The 11,851-nt window shown below is 59.6% G+C and carries 9 protein-coding genes and 1 pseudogene; 6 read left to right on the top strand and 4 right to left on the bottom strand.

Features of this window, described 5'->3' with window-relative positions:
• The 4 genes from secA to AC1DLB_RS10025 all read left to right on the top strand — a co-directional run.
• The coding region (gene secA / locus AC1DLB_RS10010; RefSeq protein WP_477784947.1) for a preprotein translocase subunit SecA at positions 1-1,955 on the top strand (1,955 nt) is incomplete at its 5' end.
• A 119-nt stretch (positions 1,956-2,074) separates the two neighbouring features.
• The gene (gene argJ / locus AC1DLB_RS10015; protein WP_019581492.1) at positions 2,075-3,292 is read left to right on the top strand and encodes a bifunctional glutamate N-acetyltransferase/amino-acid acetyltransferase ArgJ; all 1,218 of its coding nucleotides are present in this window, start codon (positions 2,075-2,077) and stop codon (positions 3,290-3,292) included.
• Between the two features lie 146 nt (positions 3,293-3,438).
• Entirely contained in the window at positions 3,439-4,071 is a 633-nt protein-coding gene (locus AC1DLB_RS10020; RefSeq protein ID WP_064616347.1) for a glutathione S-transferase family protein, read from the top strand.
• Entirely contained in the window at positions 4,068-5,012 is a 945-nt protein-coding gene (locus tag AC1DLB_RS10025; RefSeq protein WP_258613217.1) for a Nudix family hydrolase, read from the top strand. Before AC1DLB_RS10020 ends, AC1DLB_RS10025 begins: the two co-directional genes overlap by 4 nt.
• Before the next feature lie 50 nt (positions 5,013-5,062).
• Here the strand turns inward: AC1DLB_RS10025 and AC1DLB_RS10030 are convergent, their stop codons facing one another.
• The 3 genes from AC1DLB_RS10030 to AC1DLB_RS10040 are packed head-to-tail and all read right to left on the bottom strand — an operon-like array spanning position 5,063 to position 8,646.
• On the bottom strand, positions 5,063-5,644 hold the full coding sequence (locus tag AC1DLB_RS10030) for a cob(I)yrinic acid a,c-diamide adenosyltransferase (protein WP_018926513.1): 582 nt from the start codon (positions 5,642-5,644) through the stop codon (positions 5,063-5,065).
• A 2-nt stretch (positions 5,645-5,646) separates the two neighbouring features.
• The gene (locus tag AC1DLB_RS10035; RefSeq protein WP_064621203.1) at positions 5,647-7,683 is read right to left on the bottom strand and encodes a sensor histidine kinase; all 2,037 of its coding nucleotides are present in this window, start codon (positions 7,681-7,683) and stop codon (positions 5,647-5,649) included.
• A 45-nt stretch (positions 7,684-7,728) separates the two neighbouring features.
• On the bottom strand, positions 7,729-8,646 hold the full coding sequence (locus tag AC1DLB_RS10040) for a putative 2-dehydropantoate 2-reductase (protein WP_064616351.1): 918 nt from the start codon (positions 8,644-8,646) through the stop codon (positions 7,729-7,731).
• A 140-nt stretch (positions 8,647-8,786) separates the two neighbouring features.
• Between AC1DLB_RS10040 and AC1DLB_RS10045 the strand changes: the two genes are divergently transcribed.
• Together AC1DLB_RS10045 and AC1DLB_RS10050 are read left to right on the top strand one after the other, a co-directional pair.
• Positions 8,787-9,272, top strand: a complete 486-nt coding sequence (locus AC1DLB_RS10045; protein WP_018926510.1) for a YajQ family cyclic di-GMP-binding protein — start codon at positions 8,787-8,789, stop codon at positions 9,270-9,272.
• A 136-nt stretch (positions 9,273-9,408) separates the two neighbouring features.
• Complete coding sequence (locus tag AC1DLB_RS10050; protein ID WP_064616353.1) at positions 9,409-10,251, top strand: mechanosensitive ion channel family protein; 843 nt, start codon at positions 9,409-9,411, stop codon at positions 10,249-10,251.
• Between the two features lie 147 nt (positions 10,252-10,398).
• Here AC1DLB_RS10050 and AC1DLB_RS10055 read toward each other — a convergent pair.
• Positions 10,399-11,493 (bottom strand): annotated as a pseudogene (locus AC1DLB_RS10055) (OprD family outer membrane porin); the annotation flags it as partial.
• Between the last annotated feature and the right edge of the window lie 358 nt (positions 11,494-11,851).

Genomic DNA, 11,851 nt, shown 5'->3' on the forward strand with positions numbered 1-11,851 from the left:
GCCATTACACCATCGACGAGAAGACCCGTCAGGTCGAACTCAACGAAGCCGGTCACCAGTTCATCGAAGAAATGCTCACCCGCGTCGGCCTGCTGGCTGAAGGCGAGAGCCTGTATTCGGCGCATAACCTGGGCTTGCTGACTCACGTCTATGCCGGCCTGCGTGCGCACAAACTGTTCCATCGCAATGTCGAGTACATCGTGCAGGACGGTCAGGTGGTGCTGGTCGACGAACACACCGGCCGTACCATGCCGGGTCGCCGTTTGTCCGAAGGTCTGCACCAGGCCATCGAAGCCAAGGAAAACCTGAACATCCAGGCCGAGAGCCAGACCCTGGCGTCGACCACGTTCCAGAACTACTTCCGTCTGTACAACAAGCTGTCCGGCATGACCGGTACCGCGGACACCGAAGCGTTCGAATTCCATCAGATCTATGGCCTGCAGGTCATGGTCATCCCGCCGAACAAGCCGTTGGCGCGTAAAGACTACAACGACCTGGTGTTCCTGACCGCCGAAGAGAAATACGCGGCGATCATCGGCGACATCAAGGAGTGCATGGCTCAGGGCCGTCCAGTGCTGGTGGGTACCGCCACCATCGAAACGTCCGAGCACATGTCCGGCCTGCTTCAGAAGGAAGGCATCGAACACAAGGTTCTGAACGCCAAGTTCCACGAAAAAGAAGCCGAAATCATCGCTCAGGCCGGTCGTCCGGGTGCACTGACCATCGCCACCAACATGGCCGGTCGTGGTACCGACATCCTGTTGGGCGGTAACTGGGAAGTGGAAGTGGCGTCCTTGGAAGACCCGACCCCTGAGCAGATTGCCCAGATCAAGGCCGACTGGCAGAAACGTCACCAGCAAGTGCTGGAGTCGGGCGGCTTGCAGGTGATCGCTTCCGAGCGTCACGAATCGCGTCGTATCGATAACCAGTTGCGCGGTCGTGCCGGTCGTCAGGGCGACGCCGGTTCCAGCCGTTTCTACCTGTCGCTGGAAGACAGCCTGATGCGCATCTTCGCCTCTGACCGGGTGAAGAACTTCATGAAGGCGCTGGGCATGCAGTCCGGTGAAGCGATTGAACACCGCATGGTGACCAACGCCATCGAGAAGGCTCAGCGCAAGGTTGAAGGCCGCAACTTCGACATCCGTAAGCAGCTGCTTGAGTTCGACGACGTCAACAACGAACAACGTAAAGTGATCTATCACATGCGTAACAGTTTGTTGGCCGCCGACAACATTGGCGAAACCATTGCCGATTTCCGTCAGGACGTGCTCAACGCAACCGTCAGCGCACACATTCCGCCACAATCGCTGCCTGAGCAGTGGGACGTGTCCGGTCTGGAAGCGGCGTTGCAGAGCGACTTCGGTGTGGCGCTGCCGATCCAGCAATGGCTCGACGAAGACGACCACCTGTACGAAGAAACCCTGCGTGAGAAGCTGCTCAACGAACTGATCGCCGCGTACAACGAGAAAGAAGACCAGGCCGGTGCCGAAGCACTGCGCTCCTTCGAGAAGCAAATCGTACTGCGCGTGCTCGACGACCTGTGGAAAGACCACCTGTCGACCATGGATCACCTGCGTCACGGCATTCACTTGCGTGGTTATGCGCAGAAGAACCCGAAGCAAGAGTACAAGCGCGAGTCCTTCACCTTGTTCTCCGAGCTGCTGGATTCGATCAAGCGCGACTCGATTCGTGTGCTGTCGCACGTTCAGGTGCGCCGCGAAGATCCGGAAGCCGAAGAGCAACGTCTGCGTCAGGAAGCCGAGGCGCTGGCTGCGCGCATGCAGTTCCAGCACGACGAAGCGCCTGGCCTGGAGCAACCGGAAGTGTTGGGTGAAGAGATCGATGTAGCTCTCGCCACCGCACCGGTACGCAACGAGCAGAAACTGGGCCGCAACGAGCTGTGCTACTGCGGCTCGGGCAAGAAGTACAAGCATTGCCACGGGCAGATCCAGTAAACCCCGTTTCAAACGCTGAAATACCCGCGCCGCGACCGGCTTCTGCCGTCGCGGCGTTTTGCCATTTAAACCACCGTCCATCGCACTGACGGTGCCAACATTTTTTAAGGAGCGCATTCATGGCTGTTGGTCTTGGTCCTTTGCCAACGTTGCACCCGGTTGCCGGTTTTGAACTCGGTATCGCCTCGGCCGGTATCAAGCGCCCGGGGCGCAAGGATGTCGTGGTCATGCGCTGTGCCGAAGGTTCCACAGTGGCGGGCGTGTTCACCCTGAACGCCTTTTGCGCCGCTCCCGTGATCCTGGCCAAGCAACGCGTGCAAGGTCCGGTACGTTACCTGCTGACCAACACTGGCAATGCCAACGCCGGCACCGGCGAACCAGGCCTGGCCGCCGCCGAGCGCACCTGCGCCAAGCTGGCTGAGCTGACCGGCGTTGATGCCAGCCTGGTGCTGCCGTATTCCACCGGCGTGATCGGCGAACCGCTGCCGGTCGAGAAAATCGAAGGCGCGTTGCAAGCTGCCCTCGATGATTTGTCGGAAAACAACTGGGAAGCTGCCGCCACCGGCATCATGACCACCGACACCCTGCCCAAGGGCGCCAGCCGTCAGTTCCAGCATGACGGCGTGACCATCACTGTCACCGGCATCAGCAAAGGCGCGGGCATGATTCGCCCGAACATGGCGACCATGCTCGGTTACATCGCCACCGACGCCAAAGTCTCCCGCGAGGTGCTGCAAAACCTGCTGCTGGACGGCGCCAACAAGTCGTTCAACCGCATCACCATCGACGGCGACACCTCGACTAACGACTGCTGCATGCTGATCGCCACCGGCAAGGCCGCACTGCCGGAAATCACCCGTGCCGAAGGCGAGCTGTTCGCCAAGTTGAAACAAGCGGTATTCGAAGTGTGCATGGACGTAGCCCAGGCCATCGTGCGTGACGGCGAAGGCGCGACCAAGTTCGTCACCGTTGAAGTCAACGGCGGCGGCAATCACCAGGAATGCCTGGACGTCGGTTACACCGTGGCCCACTCGCCGCTGATCAAGACTGCGCTGTTCGCCTCCGACCCGAACTGGGGCCGCATCCTGGCCGCTGTAGGCCGTGCCGGTGTACCGAACCTGGACGTGAGCAAGATCGACGTATTCCTTGGCGAGGTGTGCATCGCCAGCCGTGGCGCGCGTTCTGCCACCTACACCGAAGCCCAGGGCGCGGCGGTGATGCAGCAGGAAGAAATCACCATCCGCATCGAGCTGGGTCGCGGCGATTGCAGCGAAACCATCTGGACCACCGACCTGTCCCACGAATACGTGAAGATCAACGCCGAGTACCGCACGTAAGACAGATCGCTTTCGCGGGCAAACCTCGTTCCTACAGGTCACACCACCTGTAGGAGCGAGCTGTGCGGCGATCCGACTTGCCCGCGAAGACGGACCACCAGACGCTAAAGATTCTGGCTTGTACTCTTACCAAAAGGCGCCCGAACATGAGCCTCCACCTGATCATCGGCGACAAACTGTATTCTTCCTGGTCCCTGCGCGCCGCGCTGGCCCTCGACCTGACCGGCGCGTCCTACACCGAAGAACTGATCAAGCTGAACCAGCCGGACACCCGCGCACGCGTGCTCAAGCATTCGCCGACCGGGAAAGTCCCGCTGCTGAAAAGCGAACACGGCACCATCGCCGATTCGCTGGCGATTGCCGAGTACCTGGCCGAGCAATTCCCCGATGCCGGCCTCTGGCCCAAAGACACCGCCGCCCGAGCCCAAGCGCGTTCGGCTTGCGCGCAGATGCACAGCGGTTTCTTCGCCATGCGCGGCAACATGCCGTTCGACCTGAGCCACAATGCGCCGTTGGTGCCGACTCCGCCTGACGTTCAGGCCGAGATCGAGCGCATGCTGGCGTTGTGGGCTGAATGTCGTGCGGCCGCGACTGAAGCCGGCCCGTTCCTGTTCGGTGGCGCGACCCTGGCCGATGCGTTTTTCGCACCGATCGCCGTCCGCCTGCGCACCTATCAAGTGAAGCTGCCCGAGGTCGATGCAGCCTATGTCGAAACCATTTACCAATGGCCAGCTTTCAAGGCCTGGCAGAAGGCAGGTCTGGAGGAGGTCGGGCAGTGAAACGAGTACACGTGGCCGCGGCGGTTATCCGCGATAGCAACGGCAAGATCCTCATCGCCCGGCGTGCCGACACCCAGCATCAGGGCGGCTTGTGGGAGTTCCCCGGTGGCAAGGTCGAGGATAACGAATCCGTCGAAACCGCCCTGGCCCGCGAGCTTCACGAAGAGTTGGGCATCGTGGTCAATACCGCGCGACCGTTGATCAAGGTTCGCCACGACTACCCGGACAAGCAGGTGTTGCTGGATGTCTGGGAAGTCTCGGCGTTTACCGGCGAACCCCATGGTGCCGAAGGTCAGCCTTTGGCCTGGGTGACTGCGCGGGAACTGCTGGACTACGAGTTTCCGGCCGCCAACCAGCCGATCGTCTCGGCAGCACGCTTGCCTGGCGAGTACCTGATCACCCCGGACGGTCTGGAAACCCCGGCCTTGCTGCGCGGTATTCAGAAAGCCATCGCGGGCGGCATCAAGCTGATTCAGTTGCGTGCGCCCAATGGCTATGACCCGCAATACCGCGATTTGGCGGTGGACGCGGCAGGGCTGTGTGCCGGCAAGGCGCAGTTGATGATCAAGGGGCCGTTTGAATGGCTGGGGGACTTTCCGTCCGCCGGCTGGCACATCACTGCCGCGCAGTTGCGCAAGTACGCGGCGGCCGGCCGACCGCTACCGGCGTCGCGCTGGTTGGCGGCGTCCTGCCACAACGCTGAAGAGCTGGCGCTGGCCGAGCAGATGGGCGTGGACTTTGTGACCCTGTCGCCGGTGCAGCCGACCCAGACGCACCCGGATGCTCAGCCGCTGGGTTGGGAGCTGGCGTCGACTTTGATCGAAGGCTTCAGCAAACCGGTGTTCTTGTTGGGTGGTGTTGGCCCGGTAGAGCGGCAGAAAGCCTGGGAAGCGGGCGCGCAAGGTGTGGCGGGGATTCGGGCGTTCTGGCCTGAGGCTTGATTTGCAGTGCTGTGATCATTCCCACGCTCCGCGTGGGAATGATCAGTCGATCAGTTTGAAGGTTTCGCCGCAGGCTGCCATAAAATCTCGGCAATCCCCTGGCGCTTGGCAATCAACCGTGCCGCCACAAACAACAAATCCGACAACCGATTGATATACGCCAGGCCCACCCCGGCCAACGGTTCGATCGTATTCAACTGCTGACACCGGCGTTCGGCACTACGCGCCAGGCTGCGGCACACGTGGGCCTGGGCAATCAGCGCCGAACCGCCGGGCAGAATGAAATTCTCCAGCGGCCCCAGCTCTTCATTCCACACATCAATGGCCGCTTCCAGCCGTTCGATTTCTGCCGTGTTCAGTGCCTGATACACCGGCATCGCCAGTTCGCCACCGAGGTCGAACAACCGATGCTGGCAGGGCGCCAATACCTCGATCACTTCGCCAAGCCCGGGAAACTCGCCACTTTGCGCCGCCAACCCGGCCAACAGCACGCCCACCTGGCTGTTCAGCGTATCGACCTCGCCAATGGCCTCGATTCGCGGATGGTCCTTGGGCACCCGGCGGCCGTCACCAAGCCCGGTTTCGCCTTTGTCACCGGTGCGGGTGTAAATCTTCGACAAACGAAAGCCCATGGTTACCTCGACAGCTGATTGAGTTCTTGAGAGTTCACCGCAGTGCCCGACAAAGGCAGGCGCAAGGTGAAGCAAGTGCCTTGGCCCGGCGTCGATTGCACTTCCATCTGGCCCTTGTGGTTGTTGGTGATGATGAAATACGAAACCGAGAGCCCAAGACCGGTGCCCTGACCGATTTCCTTGGTGGTGAAGAACGGCTCGAACGTGCGTTTGCGCACGCTTTCGCTCATGCCGATGCCGTTGTCCTCGACCTGGATTTCCGCCCACGGCGGATTCAGTTTTGTGCGCAGAATGATCCGCCCCGGTTCGCGGTCGTCTGTACGCTGGTGAATGGCTTGCGCAGCGTTTTTCAGCAGGTTGAGCAGCACCTGTTCCAGTTCGTTGGCGGTGCCGGGTACCGGGCCCAGCGCCGGATCGAACTGGCGAATGATCGCCTGGCCCTTGAAGTCGAAGCCGATGGCCAGGTCGAAGTCGTTGCCGGCGATTTCCACCGCTTGATCGATCAGTGCCGGCAGGTCGCATGGCGCCATTTGCCGAGTGCTGCGGCGGCTGAAGCTGAGCATGTGGGTCACGATCTTCGCCGCCCGCGCGCCAGCCTGCTGAATGCCGTCGAGCAGCTGCGGTACTTCACGCGCTTTCAGGTACTTATTGACCGTTTCCAGTTCGATGCCCATTTGCTCGGCCTGTTCGAGGTTCTTCGGCAGGTCGGGGGACAGACGTCGACGAATGTTCTGCACGTTGTGCAGGATCGCGCCCAGCGGGTTGTTGATCTCATGGGCCATACCGGCGGCGAGGCCGCCGACCGAGAGCATTTTTTCCGACTGCACCATCATCTCTTCCAGGGACAGACGCTGGGTGATGTCGTCGATCCGGATGACCACGCCACGTCCGGCACCGCCCATCAACGGGTAGAACGTCAGGGCGTAATGCCGGGGTTCGTCGTCCTTGGGCCAGGTAACGCGTTCGATCTTGGCCACCGTATGCTGCTCGACGGTTTGCTTGAGCTGCGGCAGGAACGGCTTGAGGGGTTTGAAGGCGAGAAAGATCGGCTGGTTCAAGGCTTCGTCCAGGCGCGTGCCGGACAGTGCGCTGGCCTCCTGATTCCACTGGGTCACGTAAAGCTGCTCGTCGAGGGCGATCAGTGCCGATGGCATGGAGTCGATGATGCTGTTGAGGTAGTTCTGGAAACCGGTAAGTTTTTTCTCGATCTTGCTCCGCACCTGAACTTCCAGTTCCAGCTTGCGGTTRGTGTGACGGGTTTCTTCGGCCAGCCCCTGGGCCTGGTCGTAAGCCGCCTGGGAATCGTCGCGGGCGCGTTTGAGCTGCTGCTCCCGGGCCTCGATGCGCGAGAGCATGGTGTTGAACGCTTCGGCGAGGCTGCCGATTTCGTCGTGGTTGCCGCGAGAGGCGCGCAGGGCGTAGTTCTCTTCCCGGGTGACTTGCCGGGACAGCTCTTCGAGCTGATGGATGGGGCGGGTAATCAGGCGTTTGATCTGCCGGGCGATCACCAGCCACAACAGCACGCTGAAGATCAGAATCCCCAGGCTGGCGGTCAGGGTCCCGGTGTAGAACGCCATCGGCAATTCGCTGCTGGCCACCAGCAGCAAATGCCCGGGAGCGGTGCCGGGGCGGGGCAGGGTGATCACTTGATTGCTGCGAAACTCCGTGGCTTGCCAGGCTTCGAGGTGCTGGTAGTGCTCTGGCAGGCTCAGCATGTCGCCGTGTTGCAGYTGCGCCAGACGCGTACCCGTGCCGTCGTAAAGGGCTGCCGCACGCAGTGGTGAATAACTGTTGAGTTCGTTGAGCAGGCGTTCGGCGTTTTGCGGCGACTTCAGGGCGTCGGACACCAGGCTCGGGTTGGACACCAGTCGGCCGATGGTCTGCAGGGCCTGGGGGGCCATGCTTTCCTGGGAGATGTAATACGCGGCACTGATAAAGGTCAGGTTGGCGACCAGCAAAACGGTGGTCAACAGCACCAGCAGGGCGGCCAGCAGTTTCTGGCCGACCGGAAGGTTTTCAAGGCGCTGGCGCAATGGCATCAGGTTCATCGCTGAAAAGGAACAAGTGGCCAGCGTAGCCGCTGCTCAGTCGCTGGGCAATCCAAGGCTGTGCAGATGATCGATCAAGCGCTGCTGCAATTGATTGAGGTGGGGCAGGTTCAACTGATGCCGCGACGCAACTTTGCAGGCATGGCCCAAGAGGTAGCTGATTTCGGTGCGGCGCTGATTGGCGACATCCTGGTACATCGAGGAGAAATTGGTCGCGGTAGCCTTGATCACCCGTTCGACTTCCTCCCGGAGGTTTTCGGCTGCCGCTGGCTGGCCGCAGCGCTCCAGCAGTTCGGTGAGTTCGGCGCACAGGGTGGCCACTTCGCACTGATGTTGCTGCAAACCGCCGTTGCGGCATTCGTGCAGGACGGTCAACGGGTTGATCGCACAATTGAGCGCCAGCTTGCGCCACAGCCTTGTGAGAATGTCGGTGCTCCACTCATGGGGAATGCCGGCGTCGCTCAAGTCCTCCAGCCAGAACGGTGCCACTGGATGGCCGGCATCTCCCAGCCAGGTGTAACCATGACCGGCAAACACCACACGCCAGTCGCCATCGCGAAACGCGCCTTCGGTACTGGAAGCGAAGATGCAGCGGGCATGCGGGACTTGCGCGGCGACGGCGTCCTGGCTGCCAAGGCCGTTTTGCAACAGGATCAGTTCGGCGTCCGGTGTCAGTCGGTGGGAGAGTTGGGCCACGGCTGTTACGGCGTCATAGGCTTTACAGGCCACCAGCAGACGGCTGATCGGTCCGTCGCTGTCGGCTGTTTCGCCGGGCACCGGGTACAGCTGCGCTTCGCCGTGCTCGACCAGCGTCAGCCCGCCCGCCGCCTGATAGGCCTGCAGGCGCGCCGCGTCCCGTACGATCAGCCTGACCGGTACTGAAGCCCGTGCCAGACGGGTGGCCCACAACGTGCCGAGGCTGCCGGCGCCCAGAACATGCCAAGGGGTAGACATCAGCTTTTTACTCGGTTTGTCGCTGGCATGTGAGGCTCGCAGTATCGGTTGGAAAAGACCCGTTATAATGAGCCCGATTTTAACCGCAAGCCAAGCGCGCTCCATCGTTATCGAGCGCGCCTTTTTATTGGAGAAATTACATGCCGTCGTTCGACGTGGTATCCGAACTGGACAAACACGAAGTCACCAACGCGGTCGAGAACGCCGTCAAGGAACTCGATCGTCGTTATGACCTGAAAGGCAAGGGCAGCTTCGAGTTCAAGGAAAAAGACCTGACCGTCAACCTGACCGCTGAAGCCGATTTCCAGCTCGAAGCGATGATCGAGATCCTCAAGCTGGCCCTGGTCAAGCGCAAGATCGACGTGCAATGCCTTGAAGTCAAGGATGCCTACGCGTCGGGCAAGCTGATGAAGCAGGAAGCGGTCCTCAAGGAAGGCATCGACAAAGAGCTGGCGAAGAAAATCGTCGCCCACGTCAAAGATGCCAAGCTCAAGGTCCAGGCTGCCATTCAGGGTGAGCAGGTACGTATCACCGGTAAAAAGCGTGACGATCTGCAGGAAGCCATCGCCGCCCTGCGCGCCAAAACTTTCGACATGCCGCTGCAGTTCAATAACTTCCGCGACTGACCTTTCAAGCGGGAACCTCTCGGCGATTTCGACGTCCGAGGCCCAAGCAACGGCAGAAACGATCGGGCCTTATGGGGTCGGTCTTTCTGCCGCTCATTTTTTGCGTGCCGGGTAGCCGGAAATCAGGAGAAAGAAGATGGATTTGAATGCTGAAGTGGACAACCTCGTCAAGGCGTCTCAAGCCTGGATTCCGATGATCATGGAATACGGCAGCCGCGTGTTGCTGGCGGTGATCACCCTGGCCGTTGGCTGGTGGCTGATCAACAAAGTCACGCAAAAACTGGGCGGCCTGCTGGCGTTGCGCAACGCCGACCTGGCGCTGCAAGGCTTCATCAGCAGCCTGGCGAACATCATCCTCAAGGTTCTGCTGATCGTCAGCGTGGCGTCGATGATCGGTGTGGAAACCACCTCCTTCGTCGCGGCTATCGGTGCGGCCGGCCTGGCCATCGGTCTGGCCCTGCAGGGCAGCCTGGCGAATTTCGCCGGCGGCGTGTTGATTCTGTTGTTCCGTCCGTTCCGTATCGGTGACTGGATCGAAGCCCAAGGTGTTGCCGGTACTGTCGACAGCATCCAGATCTTCCACACTGTTCTGCGCACAGGCGATAACAAAACCATCATCGTGCCTAACGGTAATCTGTCGAACGGCATCATCACCAACACCAACCGTCAGCCGACCCGCAAAGTAGTATTTGATGTGGGTGTGGACTACGAGGCGGACTTGCAGAAGGCCCGTGAAGTGTTGCTGGACCTGGCCAAGGATCCGCGAGTGTTGACTGAGCCGGCACCGGAAGCGGTGATTTCCACACTGGGCGACAGTTCGATCACTGTTTCTCTACGGGTGTGGGTGAAGACTGCCGACTACTGGAATGTGATGTTCATGTTTAACGAACAATCGCGCGATCGCTTGAAGACTGCCGGCATCGATATTCCATTTCCGCAGCGGGTTATTCGCGTGGTGCAGGAATCGGCGGCGGTGTAAGGAACAGTCAATCAACTGATGTCTGACCTTTTGGTCAAACATTTTGCAAGCCCCGATCCTTTAAACACAATGCTGTAGCCAATAAAAAAGGCCCATCCGAAGATGGGCCTTTTTTTGATTACCGCGAACTAACTTTCTGCAATTACAGAATGTTGAGCGGGTAGTCGGTGATCTCAGACCAGGGATGCCGTATTCGGCCATTTTCAGGTCGTAACGGGCCTGTACCGATTTCTCGCCAGGGGCGTTGAAGTCAGAGTACTGGATGGAGTTGGCGAGGAAGATCGAGTCGCCACCACGGTTGTTTTTACCCACGCCGATATAGTCGAACGGAGTGTCGCCATTCACTTTCTGGAAGCCCAGGGTGATGGTGTGTGCCTTCAGGAACGAGAAAGCAGCAGCGAGGGAGTAGGCGGTGTTATTGATTTCGCCTGCTTTAGCGCTACCAGTGTCCCTGGTGTTGTAGATGTTACCGTCGAAGTTGATCGACTGATCGCCACCCAATGCGAGGGTGTAGTTCGCGTTGGCGTAGTACTGGTTCCAGATGTCTTCGAGCTTGGCACCGTAGAGCGACACGCTCAGGTCTGGGGTAATGCCGTACTTGCCACCGAAGTAGTCGATGGAGTTGGCTTTCACGCCAGCGTAGGTTGCCCACAGGTCGCCATCACGGGCATTTCGGTCCTGACTGGTCGCCGAGTAGAAGTGACCGGCTTCGAGGTCGAGGTCTTTGACTTCGCTGCTCTGCAGTTGGATACCGCTGGCAGTTTGGTGAAGGATGCGGGAGCCGCCTACAGCGAACACCGGAGAAGTGCTTGGCTGCATGTCGCCGATTTTCAGCTCGGTCTTGGAGATGCGGAACTTGGCGGCAGCGCCGGCTTTGCCCTGGTTGTTTTCGACTTCGCCATCATTGCCCACGGGCATGTTGCCGGTACCCGAATACTTGTCGGAACCGTCCAGCTTAATGGCCAGTTGGCCCCAAGCTTCAACGCCAACACCGATCAGACCTTGGGTGTAGCCCGAGCTGTACATGCCCTGGATGCCCTGGGTCCAGTCTTTGTCATCGACGGCGCCGTCTTTCTTGTTACGGTTGTAGTAGTAGTTGCGAACCAGCAAGTCGAGCTTGCTATCTTCAACAAAACCTTTGGCGTCAGCCTGGTCACTTACGAAAGGTGCGGCCGTAGCCAATTGAGTACTGGCTGCTGCTGCAACTGCCAGTGCGATCATGCTCCACTTCATCACGCGCATCGTGATTTGCTCCTTTGGTTTTTAGAAGAGTACTGCCGTCCCACCTGTTTTATTATCTGGGCGGCTCTTTCTTTTTGTGTCGGCGCAAACTTATATCACGCCGACCCTATTGGCGATACTTGCACATCTAACCTTTCAGCTTCTTTACGACCCTGTCGCAAATGGCTGGGTAGATGTCGCAAATTCACAGTCCCGACGCAATCGGACTGACAACTTCAGCGCTGTTTTCCAGGGCTTGAGCATCGGTAAAAAAGAGTCCCTGGTCCTGCACTTGAATCTCCATCGGGCAACCCTGCCACTGTTTTTATTGGCCTTAAGGCTTCCACTTCCAGCGGAGCACTTATAGACGATACGGGGG

The organism is Pseudomonas sp. 05N434, assembly GCF_056396965.1.

Excerpts from the sequence above, each read along its gene's own strand:
- AC1DLB_RS10020 (WP_064616347.1), top strand. The coding sequence starts at position 3,439 with ATGAGCCTCCACCTGATCATCGGCGACAAACTGTATTCTTCCTGGTCC.
- AC1DLB_RS10030 (WP_018926513.1), bottom strand. The coding sequence starts at position 5,644 with ATGGGCTTTCGTTTGTCGAAGATTTACACCCGCACCGGTGACAAAGGC.
- AC1DLB_RS10050 (WP_064616353.1), top strand. The coding sequence starts at position 9,409 with ATGGATTTGAATGCTGAAGTGGACAACCTCGTCAAGGCGTCTCAAGCC.
- AC1DLB_RS10040 (WP_064616351.1), bottom strand. The coding sequence starts at position 8,646 with ATGTCTACCCCTTGGCATGTTCTGGGCGCCGGCAGCCTCGGCACGTTG.
- AC1DLB_RS10045 (WP_018926510.1), top strand. The coding sequence starts at position 8,787 with ATGCCGTCGTTCGACGTGGTATCCGAACTGGACAAACACGAAGTCACC.
- argJ (WP_019581492.1), top strand. The coding sequence starts at position 2,075 with ATGGCTGTTGGTCTTGGTCCTTTGCCAACGTTGCACCCGGTTGCCGGT.